Origin of the sequence: Pseudomonas sp. MOIL14HWK12:I1, assembly GCF_000510705.1 — a bacterium.
GTDB classification, from domain to species: Bacteria; Pseudomonadota; Gammaproteobacteria; order Pseudomonadales; family Pseudomonadaceae; genus Chryseomonas; species Chryseomonas oryzihabitans.
The window spans coordinates 477,384-498,029 of sequence record NZ_AZNY01000006.1 but is presented as its reverse complement, the minus strand read 5'-3'; the positions used below and the strand labels follow the sequence as shown (position 1 = coordinate 498,029).

21 protein-coding genes are annotated in these 20,646 nt (G+C 69.4%); 2 read left to right on the top strand and 19 right to left on the bottom strand.

From position 1 onward, the window contains the following. Positions 1-78: 78 nt before the first annotated feature. Complete coding sequence (locus PSEK12I1_RS0106360; RefSeq protein WP_027598765.1) at positions 79-744, bottom strand: fumarylacetoacetate hydrolase family protein; 666 nt, start codon at positions 742-744, stop codon at positions 79-81. Between the two features lie 224 nt (positions 745-968). Here PSEK12I1_RS0106360 and serA point away from each other — a divergent pair, with 224 nt between their 5' ends. Then, positions 969-2,198: a phosphoglycerate dehydrogenase gene (serA, locus tag PSEK12I1_RS0106355; RefSeq protein WP_027598764.1), complete on the top strand. Its 1,230-nt coding sequence runs from the start codon at positions 969-971 to the stop codon at positions 2,196-2,198. A gap of 254 nt (positions 2,199-2,452) precedes the next feature. Here the strand turns inward: serA and rpiA are convergent, their stop codons facing one another. Next, positions 2,453-3,127 carry a ribose-5-phosphate isomerase RpiA gene (rpiA, locus tag PSEK12I1_RS0106350; protein ID WP_027598763.1) on the bottom strand — a complete coding sequence of 225 codons (675 nt, stop codon included), beginning with the start codon at positions 3,125-3,127 and terminating at the stop codon, positions 2,453-2,455. A 112-nt stretch (positions 3,128-3,239) separates the two neighbouring features. On the opposite strand from rpiA, the gene ilvA reads away from it, so the two are divergent. Further along, the gene (gene ilvA / locus PSEK12I1_RS0106345; protein WP_081737530.1) at positions 3,240-4,766 is read left to right on the top strand and encodes a threonine ammonia-lyase, biosynthetic; all 1,527 of its coding nucleotides are present in this window, start codon (positions 3,240-3,242) and stop codon (positions 4,764-4,766) included. Positions 4,767-5,344: 578 nt separating this feature from the next. Here the strand turns inward: ilvA and PSEK12I1_RS0106340 are convergent. From PSEK12I1_RS0106340 to PSEK12I1_RS0106260, 17 genes are all read right to left on the bottom strand, one after another. Continuing rightward, the gene (locus tag PSEK12I1_RS0106340) at positions 5,345-5,581 is read right to left on the bottom strand and encodes a hypothetical protein (RefSeq protein WP_027599954.1); all 237 of its coding nucleotides are present in this window, start codon (positions 5,579-5,581) and stop codon (positions 5,345-5,347) included. Between the two features lie 59 nt (positions 5,582-5,640). Continuing rightward, on the bottom strand, positions 5,641-6,090 hold the full coding sequence (locus PSEK12I1_RS0106335) for a hypothetical protein (RefSeq protein ID WP_007161066.1): 450 nt from the start codon (positions 6,088-6,090) through the stop codon (positions 5,641-5,643). Between the two features lie 101 nt (positions 6,091-6,191). Next, the gene (locus PSEK12I1_RS0106330) at positions 6,192-6,590 is read right to left on the bottom strand and encodes a hypothetical protein (protein WP_007161065.1); all 399 of its coding nucleotides are present in this window, start codon (positions 6,588-6,590) and stop codon (positions 6,192-6,194) included. Between the two features lie 23 nt (positions 6,591-6,613). Beyond that, positions 6,614-7,846 carry a beta-ketoacyl-ACP synthase gene (locus PSEK12I1_RS0106325; RefSeq protein WP_027601021.1) on the bottom strand — a complete coding sequence of 411 codons (1,233 nt, stop codon included), beginning with the start codon at positions 7,844-7,846 and terminating at the stop codon, positions 6,614-6,616. Then, entirely contained in the window at positions 7,846-8,583 is a 738-nt protein-coding gene (gene fabG / locus PSEK12I1_RS0106320) for a 3-oxoacyl-ACP reductase FabG (RefSeq protein ID WP_027601020.1), read from the bottom strand. The genes PSEK12I1_RS0106325 and fabG overlap by 1 nt, the downstream gene beginning before the upstream one ends. Next, complete coding sequence (locus PSEK12I1_RS0106315) at positions 8,580-9,029, bottom strand: hotdog family protein (RefSeq protein WP_007161062.1); 450 nt, start codon at positions 9,027-9,029, stop codon at positions 8,580-8,582. The genes fabG and PSEK12I1_RS0106315 overlap by 4 nt, the downstream gene beginning before the upstream one ends. Further along, positions 9,026-10,210: a beta-ketoacyl-[acyl-carrier-protein] synthase family protein gene (locus PSEK12I1_RS0106310; protein ID WP_027601019.1), complete on the bottom strand. Its 1,185-nt coding sequence runs from the start codon at positions 10,208-10,210 to the stop codon at positions 9,026-9,028. Before PSEK12I1_RS0106310 ends, PSEK12I1_RS0106315 begins: the two co-directional genes overlap by 4 nt. After that, positions 10,207-10,707 (bottom strand): hypothetical protein, encoded by a 501-nt coding sequence (locus PSEK12I1_RS0106305; protein ID WP_027601018.1) that lies wholly within the window; start codon positions 10,705-10,707, stop codon positions 10,207-10,209. The genes PSEK12I1_RS0106310 and PSEK12I1_RS0106305 overlap by 4 nt, the downstream gene beginning before the upstream one ends. Further along, positions 10,704-11,951, bottom strand: a complete 1,248-nt coding sequence (locus PSEK12I1_RS0106300; RefSeq protein ID WP_027601017.1) for an NAD(P)/FAD-dependent oxidoreductase — start codon at positions 11,949-11,951, stop codon at positions 10,704-10,706. The genes PSEK12I1_RS0106305 and PSEK12I1_RS0106300 overlap by 4 nt, the downstream gene beginning before the upstream one ends. After that, positions 11,944-14,268 (bottom strand): MMPL family transporter, encoded by a 2,325-nt coding sequence (locus PSEK12I1_RS0106295; protein ID WP_027601016.1) that lies wholly within the window; start codon positions 14,266-14,268, stop codon positions 11,944-11,946. The genes PSEK12I1_RS0106300 and PSEK12I1_RS0106295 overlap by 8 nt, the downstream gene beginning before the upstream one ends. Then, positions 14,265-14,849, bottom strand: coding sequence for an outer membrane lipoprotein carrier protein LolA (locus PSEK12I1_RS0106290; RefSeq protein ID WP_027599962.1), 585 nt, complete (start codon positions 14,847-14,849; stop codon positions 14,265-14,267). Before PSEK12I1_RS0106290 ends, PSEK12I1_RS0106295 begins: the two co-directional genes overlap by 4 nt. Next, positions 14,837-15,271 (bottom strand): thioesterase family protein, encoded by a 435-nt coding sequence (locus PSEK12I1_RS0106285; RefSeq protein WP_027599963.1) that lies wholly within the window; start codon positions 15,269-15,271, stop codon positions 14,837-14,839. The genes PSEK12I1_RS0106290 and PSEK12I1_RS0106285 overlap by 13 nt, the downstream gene beginning before the upstream one ends. Then, positions 15,264-16,790, bottom strand: coding sequence for a histidine ammonia-lyase (hutH, locus tag PSEK12I1_RS0106280; protein ID WP_027601015.1), 1,527 nt, complete (start codon positions 16,788-16,790; stop codon positions 15,264-15,266). The genes PSEK12I1_RS0106285 and hutH overlap by 8 nt, the downstream gene beginning before the upstream one ends. After that, positions 16,780-17,700, bottom strand: a complete 921-nt coding sequence (locus PSEK12I1_RS0106275) for a glycosyl transferase (protein ID WP_027601014.1) — start codon at positions 17,698-17,700, stop codon at positions 16,780-16,782. The genes hutH and PSEK12I1_RS0106275 overlap by 11 nt, the downstream gene beginning before the upstream one ends. Beyond that, on the bottom strand, positions 17,697-18,434 hold the full coding sequence (locus PSEK12I1_RS0106270; protein ID WP_027601013.1) for a glycosyltransferase family 2 protein: 738 nt from the start codon (positions 18,432-18,434) through the stop codon (positions 17,697-17,699). The genes PSEK12I1_RS0106275 and PSEK12I1_RS0106270 overlap by 4 nt, the downstream gene beginning before the upstream one ends. After that, entirely contained in the window at positions 18,431-20,077 is a 1,647-nt protein-coding gene (locus PSEK12I1_RS0106265) for an AMP-binding protein (protein ID WP_027601012.1), read from the bottom strand. The genes PSEK12I1_RS0106270 and PSEK12I1_RS0106265 overlap by 4 nt, the downstream gene beginning before the upstream one ends. Then, complete coding sequence (locus PSEK12I1_RS0106260; RefSeq protein ID WP_037006759.1) at positions 20,074-20,646, bottom strand: membrane protein; 573 nt, start codon at positions 20,644-20,646, stop codon at positions 20,074-20,076. The genes PSEK12I1_RS0106265 and PSEK12I1_RS0106260 overlap by 4 nt, the downstream gene beginning before the upstream one ends.

Genomic DNA, 20,646 nt, shown 5'->3' with positions numbered 1-20,646 from the left:
ACGGCTTCTTGTTAGAGCGTCGCGGCCGTGCCGACACACCGTCGCCAGGCACCGGCCAGGCGACGGTGGGTGGCGGGGTTATAGCACGCGCGTTTCGAAGCGGCTAACGTCCGGCAGCTCCAGTACCAGGTCATCGCCCACGTTGAGAGGTCCGACACCTACCGGCGTGCCGGTGAGGATGACGTCGCCCGGTTGCAGGGAGAAATGCCCGGCGATGGTCTGGATCAGCGGCAGGATGGGGTTGAGCATGTCGCGACTGTTGCCGTCCTGGCGCACTTCGCCGTTGATGGTCAGGCGCACCGGGATGTCGGCCAGGTCCTCGAAGGCATCGCCCGGCACGAAGGGCGCGAGCACGCAGGCGCCGTCGAAGCTCTTGGCGATCTCCCAGGGATAGCCCTTTTCCTTGAGGCGGCTCTGCACGTCCCTGAGGGTCAGGTCCAGGGAGGGAGCGAAGCCGGAGATGGCATCGCGCACTTCCTCGGCCGACGGCTTCTTCGACAGCGGCTTGCCGATCAGCACGGCGATCTCGGCCTCGTAGTGCACCGAACCCTGATCGGTGGGAATGGCGAAACCCTCGGCCACCGGCACCACGCAGCTGGCCGGCTTGATGAACAGCAGGGGCTCGGTGGGAACCGGGTTGTTCAGCTCCTTGGCGTGCTCGGCGTAGTTGCGGCCGATGCAGACGACCTTGCCCAGGGGGAAGTGGATCTTGGTGCCATCGAGGTACTGGTGCTGGTAGGCCATCTTGTGCTCCTGGTGAGTGGCGTCTGCTGGCGATCTTAACCAAAAGCGGAGGCCGCGGCGCGGTCCTGGTCGCAAGGCGCTCATGGTCGCCCTGAGAAAGCTTCAGGTCGCAACCGGACCTGCATCCGGTGGCTCATGCTAAGATAGCGACCCCTTTGCCGCTGGCTGACCTGGCCTGCGCCGCGCCGGCATCCTTCTCCCTGGACACTCTGGATTCAACGCAGATGAGCAAGACTTCCCTCGACAAGAGCAAGATCCGCTTCCTTCTCCTGGAAGGCGTCCACCAGTCCGCCGTGGATATCCTCAAGTCCGCGGGTTACAGCAACATCGAGTACGTCACCAGCTCTCTGCCGGATGCCCAGCTCAAGGAAAAGATCGCCGACGCCCACTTCATCGGCATCCGCTCGCGCACCCAGCTCACCGAAGAGGTGTTCGACTGCGCCAAGAAGCTGGTCGCCGTCGGCTGCTTCTGCATCGGCACCAACCAGGTCGACCTGCAGGCCGCCCGCGAGCGCGGCATCGCCGTGTTCAACGCCCCCTATTCCAACACCCGTTCGGTGGCCGAGCTGGTGCTGGCCGAGGCCATCCTGCTGCTGCGCGGCATCCCGGCCAAGAACGCCTCCTGCCACCGCGGCGGCTGGATCAAGAGCGCGGCCAACTCCTTCGAGATCCGCGGCAAGAAGCTGGGCATCATCGGCTACGGCTCCATCGGCACCCAGCTGTCGGTCCTGGCCGAGGGCCTGGGCATGCAGGTGTTCTTCTATGACGTCATCACCAAGCTGCCCCTGGGCAACGCCCAGCAGGTCGGCTCCCTGACCGAACTGCTCGGCATGAGCGACATCGTCACCCTGCACGTGCCGGAAACCCCCGCCACCCAGCTGATGATCGGCGAGCGCGAGATCCGCGCGATCAAGAAGGGCGGCATCCTGATCAACGCCGCCCGCGGCACCGTGGTCGACCTCGACGCCCTGGCCGCCGCCATCAAGGACGAGCACCTGATCGGCGCCGCCATCGACGTCTTCCCGGTGGAGCCGCGCTCCAACAACGACGAATTCGTCTCGCCGCTGCGTGGCCTGGACAACGTCATCCTGACCCCGCACATCGGTGGCTCCACCGCCGAGGCCCAGGCCAACATCGGCCTGGAAGTGGCCGAGAAGCTGGTCAAGTACAGCGACAACGGCACCTCGGTGTCCTCGGTCAACTTCCCCGAAGTGGCCCTGCCGTCGCACCCGGGCAAGCACCGCCTGCTGCACATCCACCAGAACGTGCCGGGCGTACTGTCGGAGATCAACCGCGTCTTCTCCGAGAGCGGCATCAACATCTCCGGTCAGTACCTGCAGACCGACGAGAAGGTCGGCTACGTGGTGATCGACGTCGACGCCGAGTATTCCGACCTGGCCCAGGAAAAGCTGCAGAACGTCAAGGGCACCATCCGCTGCCGCGTGCTGTTCTAAGCTGCCAGGTGGCATGAAAAAGCCCCGGTCGGGTTCACCTGACCGGGGCTTTTTTGCTTTCGTGCTGGAGGAGGTTTCATCGCGGCCATGGGCCGCTCCTACAGGGATGATACTTTTGTAGGAGCGGTCGCTACGGCGCACCGGCATGGCCGCGATAAACGCCGTAGCGTGGATAACGGCGCAGCCTTATCCACTGGCCGTGCATGAGCTCACCTGTGGAAAACGCTGGCGCGGTTTTCCACGCTACGGGTGGCTCAGCTGCGCTCCAGCCGCTCCACGCCCTGGGCGGTGCCCAAGAGCAGCACGTCCGCCGGGCGGGCGGCGAAGAGGCCGTTGGCGACTACGCCGACGATGTTGTTGATCCTGGCTTCCAGGCCCACCGGATCGACGATGTGCATATTGTGCACATCGAGGATGACGTTGCCGTTGTCGGTCACCACGCCGTCGCGGTACTCGGGATCACCGCCCAGCTTCACCAGCTCGCGGGCCACGTGGCTGCGGGCCATGGGGATGACTTCCACCGGCAGCGGGAATTCGCCGAGGACGTCGACGCGCTTGCTGGCGTCGGCGATGCAGATGAACTTGCGTGCTACGGCGGCGACGATCTTCTCGCGGGTCAGGGCCGCGCCGCCGCCCTTGATCAGATTGAGGTGGCCGTCGGCTTCGTCGGCGCCGTCCACGTAGAATTCCAGGTCGCTGACACCGTTGAGGTCATAGACGGTGATGCCATGGCTTTTCAACCGGTCGGCGGTGGCCTGGGAACTGGCCACGGCGCCATCGAACTCCAGCTTGTGCTTGGCCAGCAGGTCGATGAAGAAGTTGGCGGTCGAGCCGGTGCCCACGCCGACCACGCTGTCGCGGGAGAGCTGGGGGAGGATGAGGTCGACCGCGGCCTGGGCGACGGCCTGCTTGAGCTGGTCCTGATTCATGGGGTATCCGCGAAAACGGGTGAAGGGTCGCCGATTATAGCCGCTCGGACGGCCTGGCTAACCCACCCGGAGGTGCCCGTAGTAGACTTTTCGCCCCCGCCGCACCCACCGGATCGCCCCGCCGATGCTCGAACACTATGTGAAGAAGACCCTGCTCGCCCCCGTCTACGACGTGGCCATCGAGACGCCCCTGCAAACGGCGCGGGCGCTGTCCGAGCGGCTGGGNTGCCAGGTGCTGCTCAAGCGCGAAGACCTGCAGCCGGTGTTCTCCTTCAAGATCCGTGGTGCCTACACCAAGCTGGCCAGCCTTTCGGCCAGCGAAAAGGCCCGTGGCGTCATCACCGCCAGCGCCGGCAACCACGCCCAGGGCCTGTCCCTGGCGGCCCGCGAACTGGGGGTGCGGGCGATCATCGTGATGCCGCGCACCACGCCGGAGCTCAAGGTCATCGGCGTGCAATCGCGCGGTGGCGAGGTGGTGCTGCACGGCGACGCCTTCCCCGAGGCCCTGGCCGAGGCGCTGCGCCTGGTCGAGGAGCAGGGCTACACCTTCGTCCCGCCCTATGACGACCCGGACGTCATCGCCGGCCAGGGCACCGTGGCCATGGAGATCCTGCGCCAGCATCCGGGGCGGTTGGATGCCATCTTCGTCCCGGTCGGGGGCGGTGGTCTGATCGCCGGTGTCGCCGCCTATGTGAAGTACCTGCGGCCCGAGATCAGGATCATCGGCGTCGAACCGGACGATTCCAACTGCCTGCAGCAGGCCATGGTCGCCGGCGAGCGGGTGGTCTTACCGCGGGTGGGGCTGTTCGCCGACGGCGTGGCCGTGGCCCAGATCGGCCATCACACCTTCGAGATCTGCCGGCGCCATGTCGACGAGGTGATCACCGTCAGCTCGGATGAGATCTGCGCGGCGATCAAGGACATCTACGACGACACCCGCTCCATCACCGAGCCGTCCGGTGCCCTGGGCGTGGCAGGGATCAAGAAATACGCCGAACGCTCGGGTTCCGGCGGCCAGGTGCTGGTGGCCATCGACTCCGGCGCCAACATCAATTTCGACCGTCTGCGACACGTGGCCGAGCGCGCCGAGCTGGGCGAGCAGCGCGAAGCCATCATCGCCGTGACCATCCCCGAGCGGCCGGGCAGCTTCCGCGCCTTCTGCGAGGCCCTGGGCCGGCGGCAGATCACCGAATTCAATTACCGCTACCACACTGGCGAAGAGGCCCATATCTTCGTCGGCGTCCAGACCCATCCCCAGCGCGATCCGCGCGACGCCCTCATCCAGGGCCTGCGCGACCAGGGTTTCCCGGTGCTGGACCTGACCGACAACGAGCTGGCCAAGCTGCATATCCGCCACACCGTGGGCGGGCATGCCGCGCGGGTCGGCCAGGAGCAGGTGTTCCGCTTCGAATTCCCCGAGCGCCCCGGGGCGCTGTTCGACTTTCTCGAAAAGCTGGGCGGGCGCTGGAACATCAGCATGTTCCATTACCGCAACCACGGCGCGGCGGACGGGCGGGTGTTCGCGGGGCTGGAAGCCAGCCAGGCCGAACGGGAAGAGCTGCTGGCGACCCTGGATGCCATCGGCTATCGCTACTGGGACGAGACGGAGAATCCGGCGTACCGGTTGTTCCTGGGCTGAGGTCCGGTGGTGTTGGGCCTGGCTGCAGGTAGGGTGGACAACGGCACAGCCTTATCCACGCTACGGGGATGATCGCGGCCATGGGCCGCTCCTACAGGGAATGATGTTCTTGTAGGCGCGACCGCAGCGGCGGACCGCCATGGCCGCGATGCGCCCACAAGCCCACGCTGGACCAGACGGCCCCCTCTCCCTCGGGGAGAGGGCTGGGGTGAGGGTAGCCCCATACCGGAAGGTGCCACCTGCTGGACTTTGCGGCGCCCAGCGCCAAGCTACGGGTAGGGTGGATAACGGCGCAGCCTTATCCACCGTTGGCACCGCGGCTCGTCTGCGGAAAAGGCTGCGCCGTTTTCCACGCTACGGGTAAGCGCAATTGATCGCGGCCATGGCGGTCCGCCGATGCGGCCGCTCCTACGGTCAAGCCTGTAGGAGCGGCCCATGGCCGCGATTGGTATTTGGCGCAAAAAGTGGAAAACGCTGCGCGGTTTTCCGCGCTACGCGCTGCGGAGCCCAACCGCCCCTTCTCCCTGCAGAAGAGAGTTGGGGTGAGGATGACCACGCGCCAGACGCTCGACACCAACCTACGAGGCCAGCGGCTCCACCCGGATATCCGTCAATCCATGCACCTCCGCCTGGCGCAGGATGGCCGCGGCGGGGGCATCGGCGGGCGGCAGGGCCAGGCTGTTCTCGGCGTCGGCGCGCAGCTGTTCCAGCACGGCCAGGGCGGCTTCGTGCGGGGCGAGACTGGCCTGCGGATGTTCGAGGTCGAGCTGGCGGGACTCGCCGTCCTTGCGGTAGTGGACGCGAAACATGGGCATGGCGGCGGCCTCGGGGCGGGTTTCTACACAGACTTCCCCGAGCGCACCGCCGTTCCGATCTACTTGAGGATGACCAGTTTGCCCTTGAGGGCGACACCGGCCATGAGGGCACCGGCGTGGCACTCGTAGCGGGTGGGGTCGCTCCACTCGTTCTTCTTGTAGTAGCTGGTGATGTCGGTGACCGCATTGGCACCGGCGGCCTTGGCCGCTTCCTGCAGGCGGATCAGCGCCGATTGCAGCACCCAGCGGCAGGCGACCTCGTCGGTCTTGTTGAAGGCGTTGGTCTTCTGGTTGGTGGTGATGCTGGAGTTGACCACCGTGGCCTTGCCCGGCACCGGGTTGCCGGCCAGATAGAACTTCACGCTGCCATCCAGGCGCTTGGCGGCCAGGGCTTCCTGGACGACTTCGGCGAAGGGCAGTTGCAGGGTGGTGTCGCGGGCCTGGGCGGCGCCGGGCAGCAGCGCGGCCAGGCTCAGGGTGAGGGCGAGGGTGGAGGTGAGGATACGCATGGTGACTTCCTTGTGGTGGTGGGGATGACTGTTTAACCCAGAACGCCCGCTCCGTCAGCCGCGGGACCGGCGTTCTGTGCTATCGCGCAGACCGCGGATGGTCACTCCGCGGCGGCTGCGGGGGCCGGCAACTGCAGTTGCCGGCGGATGTCGGCGTCGAGCAGCTGGACCCATTTGTTGTAGTTGCGATGGATGCGCTCGCCGTCGTAGTCGAGGCCGGCGCTGTCGCGGTAGCGGATCTGGTAGCCCTTGGTGCTGTAGGGGATGTCGACCCAGGCCTGGTGGCGATCGCGCACCACGATGCTGGCGACCACCAGGCCGGGGCTCTCCTGGCCGACGCTCCAGCCACGACGTTCCAGGGTATCGACGATGGCGCGGCGGACATCGGCGGCGTTTTCCACACGGTCCGCCGGAAAGACCTCCTGGGGCGTCACCAGGGGCGCGCGGGTGCAGGCCGCCAGGAACAGCAGAGCGGAGACGAGCAGCAGGCGACGCAACATGGGCATACCTCGGGATAGGGTCATCAGGACCAGCGGCGGAAGATCAGCGAGGTGTTCACCCCGCCAAAGGCGAAATTGTTGTTCATCACATGGTCCGTGCGCAGCGCGCGTGGCCCGCCACGCAGATAGTCCAGCTCGCCGCACTGGGGATCCAGTTCGTCGAGGTTGAGGGTGGGCACGAACAGCTCCTCGTTCATCATGGCGATGCTGAACCAGGATTCCAGGGCGCCGCAGGCACCCAGGGTATGGCCCAGGTAGCTCTTCTGCGAGCTGATGGGCATGCGGGCGCCGAACAGCGCCTGGGTGGCGCGGGTCTCGGCGATGTCGCCCTGTTCGGTGGCGGTGCCGTGGCCGTTGACGTAGCCGATGGCGTCCGGGGTCAGGCCGGCGTCTTCCAGGGCCAGCTCCATGGCGCGCTGCATGGTGGCCTGCTCGGGGCGGGTGGAGTGCTGGCCGTCGGCGTTGCTGCCGAAGCCGACGATCTCGGCATGGATGTGCGCACCCCGCGCCCGGGCGTGTTCCAGTTCTTCCAGCACCAGGATGCCGGCGCCTTCGCCGATCACCAGGCCGTCGCGACTGCGGTCGTAGGGACGCGGCGAGGTCTGGGGGGCGTCGTTGCGCAGGCTGGTGGCATAGAGGGTGTCGAAGACCATGGCCTCGCTGGGACAGAGTTCTTCGGCGCCGCCGGCCAGCATCAGCGGCAGGCGCCCGAACTTGATGGCCTCGTAGGCGTAGCCGATGCCTTGGCTGCCGCTGGTGCAGGCGCTGGAGGTGGGGATCAAGCGGCCTTTGAGACCAAAGAACAGACTCAGGTTGGCGGCCGCCGTGTGCGGCATCATGCGCACATAGGTGTTGGCGTTGAGGCCCACCGCGGCGTCGCTGAGCAGCATGTTGGCCAGGGCCTTGATGTCGTCGGTGCTGCCGGTGGATGAGCCGCAGGCCACGCCCATGCGGCCGTCGGTGATGCGCGGGTCATCCAGCAGCCCGGCATCGGCCAGGGCGCGCTCGCCGGCGGCCACCGCCAGCTGGGACACCCGCCCCATGCTCCGCAACTGCTTGCGGGTCCAGTGGCCCGGCACCTGGAAGTCGACGATGGGGCCGCCCAGGCGGGTGTTCATCTCGGTGTAGCGGTCCCAGGCGTCCATGCGGCGGATGCCGCTGTGGCCGGCGAGGAAATGGTCGCGGATGGTCGGCCAGTCACTGCCCAGGGCGGTGACGCCGGCCATCCCGGTGATCACGACGCGGCGCGCGCTCATCAGCACAGTCCTCCGTTGACCGCCAGCACCTGGCGGGTGATGTAGCCGGACTCGGGGGCGAGCAGAAAGGCCACGGCGTGGGCCACCTCCTCGGGGGTGCCCATGCGCCCGGCCGGGATCATCTCGAGGATCTTCTCCACCGGCACGTGCTCGTCGAGGATCTCGGTGTCGATCAGCCCCGGGGCCACGCAATTGACGGTGATCTTGCGCTTGGCCAGCTCCACGGCCAGGGCCTTGGCGGCGCCGATCAGGCCGGCCTTGGAGGCGCTGTAGTTGACCTGGCCGCGATTGCCGATCAGCCCGGAGACCGAGGTGATGCAGACGATGCGCCCCGGCGCGCGGCGGCGGATCATCGGCATGACCACCGGGTGCAGCACGTTGTAGAAGCCGTCGAGGTTGGTGCGCAGGACCACATCCCAGTCCTCGCCGGTCAGCGCCGGAAAGGCGCCGTCGCGGGTCAGGCCGGCGTTGCAGACCACCCCGTAGTAGCCGCCGTAGGCCTCGGTGTCGGCCTCCAGGATGGCGGCGCAGGCGGCGCGGTCGCCGACGTCGAATTGCAGCACCCGGGCGCTGCGGCCCAGGGCCTCGACCTCGGCGCGCACGGCCTCGGCTTCCTCGCGGCGGCTGCGGCAGTGCAGCACCAGGTCATGGCCGGCGGCGGCCAGGCGCAGGGCGATGGCGCGGCCCAGGCCGCGGCTGGAACCGGTCACCAGGACCGGAGCGGGGGCGACGCTCATGGCGCGGGCTCCTCTAGATACAGATCCACCTGGGGTGGACGATAGACGTTCAGGCGGGCGCTGGCCTGGCAGCCAGGGCCCTGCAGGTGGCAGTCGAAGATGGCCATGCCATCGTCGTTTTCCAGCGCTGGCTGGGCGCGGATGCGCAATTCGCCACCGGCGGGAAAGGCCGGCACGTCGCAGGCGAACTGGCGGGTGCCGAGCAGAAAGCCCAAGGCCGGGGCCTCGCCGCGACGGCGCGCCTGGCAGCCGGCGAAGGCGGCCACGCTCTGGGCCATCAGCTCCACCCCGATCCAGGCCGGCAGGGCGCCCGCGGCATCGGTGAAGAGGCCGGGCCTGACCACCAGGCGGGTCTCGATGCCGCTCTCGTCGCACGCGAGGATCTCGTCGATCAGCAGCATGTCGCCGGCGTGGGGCACCAGCTCGGCGAGGGTCCAGGGGATCATGGCGTGGCTCCGAGGATGAGGCTGACGTTGCTGCCGCCAAAGGCAAAGCTGTTGCTCATGGCGTGGCGGCGACCGTCCAGCCGGCTGTCGGCATCCGTCAACGCCAGCCGTGGCAGGGCCGGATCGGCCTGGCCGTCCCAGCGCTGCGGCGGCAACTGGCCGGCGGGATTGAGCCGCGGGTCCAGGGTCAGCCAGGCGAAGGCGGCTTCCAGGGCGCCGGCGGCGCCAAGGGTATGGCCGGTCAGCGGCTTGGTGGAGGAGCAGGGCACCCCGGCCGGAAACACCTGGTGGGTGGCCTGGCTTTCCATGGCGTCGTTGTGCGGGGTAGCGGTGCCGTGCAGGTTGAGATAGCCGATGTCCCCCGGTTGCAGGCCGCTGGCGCGCAGGGCCGCCTGCATGGCCTGGACGGCGCCGCGCCCGCTGGGATCGGGGGCGGAGATATGGTGGGCGTCGGAACTGGCGCCGCCGCCGAGCAGGGCGATGGGGCCGGGTTCGCGGGTCAGCAGGAACAGCGCCGCCCCCTCGCCGATGTTGATGCCGCAGCGATTGACCGAGAAGGGATTGCACAGCGATTCGCTGACCGCTTCGAGGGCGGCGAAGCCGTTCAGGGTCAGGCCGCAGAGGCTGTCGACCCCGCCGCAGAGCACGGCGTCGCAATGGCCCTGGACCAGCAGCCGCCGGGCGCTGAGCAGGGCGCGGGCGCTGCTGGTGCAGGCGGTGGAAAGGCCGTAGCAGGGGCCGCTCAGGCCCAGGTAGCGGGCGAGGAAGTCCGCCGGCGCAACCAGTTCCTGCTGGGCGTATTCATAGCCCTCGGGCAACTGGCCGCTGCGCTGGTGCACGGCGATGCCCAGGCTGGCCTCGTGGATGCCCGAGGTGCTGGTGCCCAGCACCACGCCGATACGCGCCGGGCCGTGGCGCTCGATGGCTTGGCGCACCTGGGGTTCGATCTCGGTCAGGGCCGCCAGCAGCAGCTGGTTGTTGCGACTGAAATAGGGTGTCCAGGCCGCTGGCCAGGCCGGCAGCGCGGCGCTGACGGTACCCACCGGCGGCTGGCGCTCGGGAATCCAGCCCGGGGTGGGCTGCATGCCGGCCGTATCACCGGCGAACAGGCCACGGGCCACCTCGGCCTTGCCCTGGCCCAGGGCGCAGAGCAGGCCCAGGGCATTCAGGTAGGCGCTCAAGGCGCGGACTCCGGCAAGAGCGTCAGGCGATAGCTGGACCCATCCGGCGCCTGCAGCTCCAGGCGGTCGGCGGCGGGATAGCGCACCTGCCAGTCCTTGAGGCTGCGGCTGCCGTCGGCGGCCCTCTGCCAGTCGCCCGCGGCATAGGCGCTTGGCAACCGGTCGGTCGGGGTCAGGGCGAACAGCAGCACGCTGAAGAAGGTGCGCGCCCGGGGATTGGGCGGCAGGAGGCCGTCGGCGTGCCAGGCGCCGTCGATCAGTTGCTGGCGCGCCTGGGGCACGCCAAGGGGATCGAACAGCGAAAAGCGCAGGGCGGCGCCTTCCGGCTGGATCGCCAGCAGCAGGGCGTCGCTGCCCTCGGCGGTCTGGCGCTCCACCTGGTAGACCAGGGCACGCGCCAGCGGCGGCGGACTGCTGGGCAGCGGCGGCTGGCTGGCGCAGGCGGCGAGCAGCAGCAGGCAGGCCAGCGCGAAGACGAACGGACGGGGCAGGGTCATGCAGGATGGGCCGAATTCAGCTGACAGAGCTCGACGAGCAGGCGCAGGCGCCGCCGGGGCTCCTTGACGAAGGGGTTGCGAACGTCCCAGGCGTAGCCGGCGAGAATGGCGCAGATCATGCGCTTGATCTCGGGATCGGCGTGTTCGAAATAGATGACGTCCTGGAAGCTGCCATCGTACCAGCCCTCCACATAGGCACGGAACGTATCGACGCCCGCCTTGAGCGGCCGGGCGAATTCGGCCTCCCAGTCCACCGACTCGCCGCGCAGCTGGCGATCCATCAGCGGTGCGGCCAGGCTGGCCGAGCGCAGGGCGATGGTCACGCCCGAGGAAAACACCGGGTCGAGAAACTCGGCGGCGTTGCCCAGCAGGGCGAAGCCGGGGCCGTGCAGGCGCTTGACGTTGGCGGCGTAGCCACCCAGTTCGCGCACCGGCGTATCCCAGACCGCATTGTGCAGCACCCGGGCCAGGCTCGGGGTCTCGGCCACCCAGTCGCGCAGACAGGTGGCGAGATCGGCGGCGCGTCCGGCATAGCGCTCGGCGGCGGCGACCACCCCGATCGAGGTGCGGCCGTCGCTGAAGGGAATGGTCCAGAACCAGACGTCCCGCAGGGTCGGATGGGTGGTGATGAGGATGCGCTGGCGGTCGAAGCCGGGATCGTCGATGCGATCCTCGACATGGGTGAAAAGGGCGCGGCGCACGGGGAAGTCCGAAGGCGCCTCCAGATCCAGCAGGCGGGGCAGCACCCGGCCGTAGCCGCTGGCGTCGAGCAGGAAGTCGGTGGTCAGCGCATAGGCCTGGCCGTCGTCGCCCTGCACCTCGAGTTGGGTCCTTTCGCCATCTTCACCCAGGGTCACGGCGGTGACGCGCTGACCGTAGCGGATCGTAACCCCTTGGCGTGCGGCGTCGTCGGCCAGGATCTTGTCGAAGGGGCCGCGCTGGACCTGGAAGGTGCTGCGGCCGCCGCTATAGGTGTCGCGGAAGTCGAAATCGGTGTAGCGCTCGCCCCAGGCGAAGGCCGCGCCAATCTTGGTCTGGAAGCCGGCGGCCTCGACCGCGGGCAGCATCCCGGCTTCCTCGACGAAGTCCAGGCTGTGGGACAGCAGGCTCTCGCCGATGGAAAAGCGCGGAAAGTGCTGGGCTTCCAGCACCAGCACCGGATGGCCGCGGCGCTTGAGCAGGGCGGCGACCACGGCGCCCGCCGGGCCGGCACCGATGACGATCAGGGGATGATGTTCAACCATGACGAAGGTCCTTTTCGTGGGAGACGGGGGGCGAGGCCCAGGGCGCCAGCAGAAAGCTGAACACCAGGCCCAGGCTGATGGCCAGGCCGAAGTTGGCGATGGCCGGGGTGCTGCTGAGCATCAGCAGGCCAAAGGACAGCCAGCTGCCGACGCCGGACAGCAGGCCGCCGAGCAGACTGACCGCGGCGCCGCCGATGGCCTCGTGCATGAGGATGGCGTAGTCCACGCCGATGGCGGTGATGAGCAGCAGGGCGAAGAGGCTGAACAGGGTCAGCGGCTGACCCAGCCAGCCCAGGCAGGCCAGGGCCGCCAGGGCCGCCAGCAGCGGCAGGCAGACGATGCGCAGCGCCGCGCGGCGGCCGAAGGCCCAGAGCAGCAGGAGGAAGATGGCGCCCGAGGCCAGCAGCTTGAGTTCCACCGCCAGGCGCTGGGTGTGGACGAACAGTCCGCGCAATTCGCCCAGGCGATCCACCAGTTGCACGCCGGGCAGGCCTGCGGCCACTGTCTGCAACACCTGGGCATTGCCCAGGCCTTGCAGACTGACCAGGCCGGCCGCGCCGCCCTCGGTCGTGCGGCCCAGCCAGAGCGGTCGCCAGGGTTCGCCCAGGGGGCCGGCCAGGGCCTGGTCCAGGTTCAGGTCGGGCAGCTGCTGCAGTTGCTTGAGCTCGGCCTCCAGCGCCTCCGCCGGGATACCCACGGCCAGCAGCGGTTGCAGGCGTTCGCCCCAACCGGCCAGGGCCTGGCGCAATTCGGCCTGGGCCGCGGCGGGAGCGAGCAGACCGCTGAGGGCGCGATAGCCCTGCAGCTGGCCGGCGCTGACCAGGGCGTCGAGGCGCTGGCCCAGGGCGGTCTGGCGCTCCAGCACCTGGTCGGCATCGGCGCCACGCACCAGGAAGAACTGGCTGGTGGGTTGCAGGCCGGTGAGGCGGGCGATGGCCTGGGCTTCGCGGGTCAATGTCGGGTCCTGGCCGAGCCAGAGGCGCAGGTCGTTCTGCAGGTGCAGCTGCCAGACACCGGCGCCGCAAAAGGCCAGCAGGGCCAAGAGCAGCGGCAGGCTGCCGGTGCGCGCCAGCAGGCGCAGGCGCAGCTCGAGCAGGCGTTGCATGACGCGCAGGGGCGCGGCGGGCGGTGCCAGGTCCAGGCGCTGCCACCAGGCTGGCAGCAGGCAGACGGTGGTGAGGTAGGCGCCGATCAGGCCGGCGGCGGAAAACACCGCCACCTGGGTCAGCGCCGGAAAGGGCGTGCAGGCCAGCGCCAGATAACCGAGCAGGTTGGTGGCCAGGCTGAGGGACAGACCGGGCAGGGTCTCGCGCAGGATGGCCGTGGCGTCCCAGGGACCGCTCTTCCAGCTCTTGCTGAGATAGTGCAGCGGATAATCGGCGGCCACCCCGGTAAGGCTGGCGCCGAGGATCAGGGTGAGGGCGTTGATCTGGCCGAACAGCAGCACGCAGGCGGCGCTGCCGGCCAAGAGGGCCACGCCCACCGCCAAGAGGCTGAGCAGCACCCGCCAGCGCCGGAACAGCCCCAGCAGCAGGGCCAGGGTGCCGAAGGTGGCGAGGCCACCGATCAGTGACATCTCGCGACTGGCGGTGGCCTGGCCGGCGGCGGCGTATCTCAGGCCGCTGGCGGCCAGCAACTGACCGCCGTCGGCCACCACCTCGCGGCGCGCGGCCTCGATCAGGGCTTCCACCCGCAGCGGGGCATCGAAGTCGAAGGCATCGGCGCGGGTGCGGGCACGGATCAGCGCCCAGCTCAGGCCGTCGCCCTGGGTCAGCAGCAGGCCGCTGCCAGCATCGAATTGCACCTTGCTGGCCGGGGTGAGCTGGCGCTGCAGCAGCAGGCCGAGGCCGAGCCAGTCCTGCTCCAGTGGTAGGGCGCCGGCGCCAGCGAAGGGCTCGAAGAGGGCCGCGGCGCGTGCTTGCAGATAGGTGTCGGGCGTCTTGATCAGCTCGTCGCGCGCCTGCCCCGGTGCCAGCGCCAGGCGACTGGCCAGGAGTTGCTGGCGCAGGCCGGGCAGGTCAGGGGTGAGTTGCCACTGCACCCTTTCGAACAGTGGCTCCCGCGACCAGGCCTGGCCCAGGCGCTCGGCCAGGGCCGGCAGTCGCTCGCGCTGGGGATGGCCCACCAGCAGCAGCACCTCGCGATTGAGCGGCTCGGCCATGCGCGCCTCGGCTTGCAGGGTCAGGGCATCACCGGCGCCCTGGGGCAGCAGCGCCAGCAGATCGGCTGCCACCGGCGGACCGTGCCGCCACTGCCAGGCGCTGAGCGCCAGCAGGGCGAAGAGGAACAGCAGGAAGGGGCGCTGCAGGCGGATCACTGGAAGGCCGCGCGCTGGTCGGCGGAGAGGGCGTCGCGGGCCTGGCCGTCGAGCCTGAGCAGGCTGCGATCGCCCTGGGTCTCGCGGATCTCCACCTGCTCCACCAGCTCACCACCCTGGATGAGGATACCGTCGAACACCTGCTTGAGCAGGGCGCCGCGCGGGGTCAGGCGCAGTTGCCAGTGGCGGGCGTCACCGCTCAGGGCCAGTTCGAAGTCGCGCTCCAGGCCGCTGCGATCGCCGCCGAGCACTGCGAGGAACAGCGCACTCTGGCGCGCGGCCAGGTCGCTGCCGGGCAGCGGCGTCCAGCCGGCGGGGGTCTCTTTGGCGATGGCGCCAGGGGTGATGCGATAGGTCTGGGTCAGCGGCTTTTCCAGCCGCCAGAGCAGGCCCAGGCCGCGGGCCAGGGTGAAGTGGCCGCTGCTGGTGAGCGGCTGCGGCAGGGCGCGCAGATAGCGTTGCTGGACGAAGCTGCCCGCGACCGCGGCCGGCCGTGCCAGCTGGGTGGCCAGGTCGTCGAGATCGAAGGCCTGGGCCAGGGGGGCGGCGAGGATGAGCAGCAGAGCGATCAGCGTGCGCATGCCAGGGCCCTCTCCACGGCGTCGATGAAGACCCTGGGCGAAGCCAGCTGCATCTCGCGGCTGGCCATGTCCACGGCCACCTGCACGGTGCTGGCGCGGGTCAGGCGCTCGCCGGTGGCGGCATCGCTGATCAGGTAGTTGAGCTTGAGGCGGTTCTCCCACTCCACCAGATCGGCCTTGACCCGCACGCGCTGCTGGAACAGCAGGGGACGGATGTAGCGGATCTGCAGGTCGATCACCGGCCAGCCATAGCCGGATTCGCGCATCTGCAGGTAGTTGTGGCCCAGGCGGTCGAGCAGGGCGCAGCGCGCCACTTCCAGGTATTTGACGTAATGGCCGTGCCAGGCGATTTCCATCATGTCGACGTCGAAGAAGGGGATCTGCATCTCCACCTCGACCTGCAGGGCACCGGTCTTACGCATAGAGCCTCCAGTGGCGGGCGCGGATCAGGGTCAGGGTCTGGCGCAATTCGGCCTCCAGGGCGCGGTCTTCGATCAGCGGCGCAAAGGTCTCGCCCAGGTCGCGGTGCATGGCGGCCAGCGGTGCGGGCGGCTCCGTGCCCTGCTGGCGCCTGAGCCAGACGCCCTGCTGGGCAGCCAGCAGGGTGGCGGCGGCCACCTGCTCGGTGAGCTCCAGCACGCGCAGGGCGTCGCGGGCGGCGATGGTGCCCATGCTGACCTTGTCCTGGTTGTGGCATTCGGTGGAGCGGGAAAAGACGCTGGCCGGCAGGGTGCCCTTGAGCGCCTCGGCGGTCCAGGCGCTGGCGCCGATCTGCACCGCCTTGAAGCCGTGGTTGAGCATGGCGCGTTCGGCCGGTGCGCCGGAGAGATTGCCCGGCAGGCCGTGGTTGTAGCGCGCGTCCACCAGCAGGGCGAGCTGGCGGTCGAGCAGGTCGGCGACGTTGGCCACCAGGGTCTTGAGGCTGTCCATGGCGCAGGCGATGTGGCCGCCATAGAAGTGGCCGCCGTGCAGCACCCGCTCGTCCTCGGCGTCGATCAGCGGATTGTCGTTGGCGCTGTTGAGTTCGGTCTCGATGAACTGGCGCAGCCAGGGCAGGCTGTCGGCCAGCACCCCCAGCACATGGGGCGCGCAGCGCAGCGAATACCTGTCCTGCAGGCGGTGCAGCGGCGCGGCCGGGCCTTCGGCGGCCAGGTCCGCGCGCAGCCAGGCGGCGACCTGGCCCTGGCCCGGATGGGGCTTGGCGGCAAACAGGCGCTGGTCGAAGTGCTCGGGATTGCCGGCCAGGGCCACCACGTTGAGGGCAGTGATGCGGGTGGCCAGGCGCAGCAGGTACTCGGCGCGGGCGAAGGCCAGGCAGGCCAGGCCGGTCATCACCGCGGTACCGTTCATCAGTGCCAGGGCTTCCTTGGGCCGGAGCACCAGGGGCGTCCAGCCCAGTTCGGCGTGGACCTCGGCGGCGTCCCGTATTTCGTTGCGCCAGAGCACCTGACGCTCGCCGCAGAGAGCGGCGGCGACATAGGACAGCGGGGTTAGATCGCCACTGGCGCCCACCGAACCCTCTTCGGGGATCAGCGGCAGGATGTCTTCGCGCAAGAAGGCGGTGAGGCGTTCGAGCAATTCGACGCGCACCCCGGAGACGCCCTGGCACAGCGACTGCAGCCGCGCCGCCAGCACCGCGCGGGTCGCCGCCGGGTCCAGGTGACGACCCAGGCCGCAGCCGTGGAAGGTATAGAGCTGGCGTGGCAACGCCGCGACCTGGGCGAGGGGCACGGCGACCACGCAGGAATCCCCATAGCCGGTGGTGATGCCGTAGACCGAGCCCTCGCGGGCCAGCAGCGACTCGACGAAGCGCGCGCCGCGGGCGATGCCGTCGCGAAAGGCCGCATCGTCCTGCAGGTCGGCCCGGGCCCGGCCCTCGGCCAGGGCCACCAGCTCTTCGAGGGCGAGGGCCTGGCTACCAAAGCGAACACTAGCGTTCATCGCGACTCCAGAAGGGATAGAAGTTGAACCACTGCCGCGGCGCCTTGAGGCAATGGGCGGCGAGGCGCTCGGCATAGGCCTGGGCCAGGCCCTGGATGCCGGCGGCGCGCTCCTGGCGGCGCCAGCTTGGCGCCGGGGCGAAGTCTTCCAGGTAGAGGTGGTAGCCGTCGGCTTCGCGCAGGCAGAACAGCAGGTTGGTCGGGCAGCGCAGCAGGTGGGCCAGCAGCCAGGGTCCCTGGGGGAAGGGCGCCGGGGCGCCGAGAAAATCCACCGCCACGGTGCGCCCGCCGTGCAGTGGCACCCGGTCGCCGGCGATGGCCAGCCATTCGCCGCGCTCCAGGCGCTCGCTCAGCTGCAGCATCACCGCCGGGTCCAGTTCGCTGACTTGGATCAGCCGCAGGTCGCTGGCGCCGGCTTCTTCCAGCAGGCGATTGAAGGCTTCGGCATGGCGGGTGTGCACCAGCACGTTGAGGCGTACCCGCCGCCCCAGCTGGGCCAGGGCGCGACAGACTTCGAGGTTGCCCAAGTGGGCGGTGACCAGGATCTCGCCGCGCGGCCCGTGCATGCGGCTGTGCACCTGATCCGGGTCGTGCAACTGCACCTGATCCAGGCCGAGACGGCCGTTCCAGGCATCGAGCTTGTCCAGCAGGGCTTCGGCGAAGGCCATGAACTGGGCATAGCCGCTGCGCCAGCTGGGCTGCAGCTCGGGACGACCGCTCCAGTCGGCCAGGCGCTGCTGGTACTCGCGGATGCCACGGCGGGCGCGGGCGCCGAACAGAAAGAAGTACAGCACGATCAACCGCAGCAGCGGGGCGATGGCGCGGCGGCCCAGATGCCGCGCCAGCCAGGCGGTGAGGCGCATCAGCACGGGGCTGCCGCGCTCGCGCTGCTGCGCCCAGTGGCCGCTCATCCGCGCACCCGGCGCCAGAGCAGGCGCGGCGCGCGTAGCAGCATGCCGAAGAACAGCCGGGTGTGCATGCGCGAGATCAGTACGTTGTCCTGCCAGAGGCGAAAGTGCGAGCGGCCATCCAGCGGATAGTGCACCCGGGTCGGACGCCAGCGCATGGGCTGCTCGCGCCAGGCCAGACGCACCAGGATCTCCGGGTCGAAATCCATGCGCTTGCCCAGGCCGCCGGCGCGGATCACCGCCAGGGTCGGTGCCAGCGGATAGACGCGAAAGCCGCACATGCTGTCGCGGATCTCCAGCGACAGGCTGTTGATCCAGACCCAGACATGGGTGAGGTAGCGGGCATAGAGCCGGCCCTTGGGCACCGAGTCGTCGAATTGCGGATAGCCGCAGATCAGCGCGTCTGGATAAGCCTGGGCCTCGGCGAGAAAGGCGGCCACGTCGGCCAGGTCGTGCTGGCCGTCGGCGTCCACCTGCAGGGCATGGCTGAAGCCCAGGCGCTGCGCCTCGGCGAGGCCGGCCATCACCGCGCCGCCCTTGCCCTGGTTGACCGGCAGGCGCAGCAGGTGGATGTCGGGTTGCGTGGCCAGTTCGTCCATCACCTGTGCGCAGGCGGGGCTGGAGGCGTCGTCCACCAGCACGCAGGGCAGGGCGCGCTGGCGCAGCGCCTGGACCACCAGCGGCAGGGCGTGCTCGTGGTCGAACACCGGGATCACCGCGCAGGCACGAAAGCTCAAGACCGCGCCTCCTTGAGCAGGATGCGCCCGGACGAGCAGGCCGCCGTGCCCTGGCGAAAGGCGAAGTGCAACTTGTTGCGGCTGGCGTCGAAGTGGAAGGTCAGGGTCACCCGATCGCCGGGGCGCAGCAGCTGCTGGAATTTCAGCACCTCCATGCCGGCGAAGTCCGCCGGTAGATCCAGGTGCTGGCGCGCCAGGCGCTGGGCCCAGCCCACCTGGACCACCCCGGGTACCACCGGCGCCGTGGGGAAGTGGCCGGAAAAGAACGCCAGGTCCGGGGCGACTTCCAGCTCCAGCCGCCAGCCATCTGCGGTCTGCTCGACACTGAGGGGCTCGATCTCCACCGGCCGGGGCTGGGCCAGCAGCCGCTCCACCTCGGCCTGGGCCAGCTTGCCCTGGGCGCTGTAGGGCAGCGCCAGCAGCAGGCGCCAGCGGCGCGGCAGGGCGATGGCCTCGCAATGGCCGATCAGGTGTTCGCGCAGCTCGGCCACCAGGGCGCGGCGACCGCCGTTGCGCAGCTGGTGCAGGCCGCGCTCGCTCAGGGCCACCAGGGCGCCGAGCAGGGCGCGCCCCTGCTGCACCACGCCCAGGCGGACATCGGCGATGGCGGGATGGCCGAGCAGCCGTGCTTCTAGGGCTGGCAGGGCGATGCGTTTTTCTTCCAGCTTGACGATGCGATCCAGGCGGCCGAGCAACTCGAAGCGGCCGTCGCCCAGCAGGCGCACGTCGTCCATGGTCTGCTCGCGCATGCCCGGGGGCAGGTAGGGCGAGGTCAGCCAGAGGGCGCCCTCGGCATCCTGGCCCAGCTCGATGTCGGCAAAGGCCTGCCAGGGTTGCGGCCCTCTCCGCCAGGCGATGCCGCCGGTCTCGGAGCTGCCATAGACTTCTGTGGGATAACGACCGAAGCGTTGCTGACAGGCCTTGGCGGCCGCGCCTGGCAGCACGCCGCCAGAAGAGAATACCTGCACCACCTGGCCGAGGACGGCATCGTCGAGATTCTCGCCCAGACGCTTGAGCAATGCCGGGCTGCTGATCCACACCGCGCGCCGACCCTGGCGCGACAGGGCGGCGGTCTCGCGCTGCAATTCCTCGGTGAAGGGCAGCGCCTGGCGGGCGAAGGGCCGCCCGGCGCAGAGCGGCCAGAGCACGCGAAACAGCAGGCCATAGATGTGCTGGGTGGAGACGCTGCCAAGGACGGTCGTCGCGCCAAGGGACGCGCCCCAGAGGCGCTCCAGGGCGGCGACCTCGTTGGCCAGCTGGAACAGCTGCTTGGCGATGAGTTTGGGTTCACCGCTGGAGCCCGAGGTGCTCAGGGTCAGCAGCGGCGCCTGCAAATCGAGCCGGGCGGGCGTCAGGGGTTCGGCCGCGGTCCAGCCGTCGAGGTCGTCGAGCCAGGCATCGAGCGTCGGCGCCAGGCGCGCGCGGGTGGCGGGCTGGGCATCCGCCGGCAGGACGACCTCGACCCCGGCGCGCCAGGCGCCGAGCAGGGCGCAGGCCAGGTCTTCGGCATCGTCCAGGTGCAAGGCCAGGCGCCTGAGACCGGCGTTCTGGAAGGCGGCCGCCAGCCGCAGGGCGCGCTGCCTGAGCGTAAGGTCCAGAGGACTCGCGGGCGCGAGCAATTCGGCGAGGGGGGTAAAGGTCATGGCAGCCTCCGCACGCGCTGGCGGACCAGCCATTCGCCGGCGAACAGCAGGCCCATCAGGCCATAGGCGATGACGCCGGTATAGAGCGTCCACCAGGCCAGCGGCGCCCACAGCGCCAGGGCCGCAGCGGTCGCGGCATTGAACAGGAAGAACAGGCACCAGACCTGGGTCACCCGGCGGGTATAGCGCACCGCGCGCGGCGGCAACTCGGGTTCGCGCAGCCGCGCCAGGCGCTCGATCAGCGGCTGGCCGCGCAGCAGGCTCAGGCCGAACACCGCCAGCAGGAAGAGGCTGAGCAGCACCGGATACCAGCGCAGCAGGACGGCGGCGTCGCTCAGGGCCAGCAGCAGGCAGAAGCACAGGGCGACCAGGGCGGTGCCGCGCTGCAGGCCGTTGAGACCGGGTTGCAGCAGGCGCAGGCCCCAGAGGGCGCCGAGGCCGGCGGCGAAGAGGCGCGGCGAGAGGTGCTGCAGGCCGAAGTAGACGGCGAAGGGATAGGCCAGGCCGAGCAGGAGCAGCAGGGCACTGGCGACCAGGCCCAGGGGAGAGCGGGAAGGCAGGGCACTCAT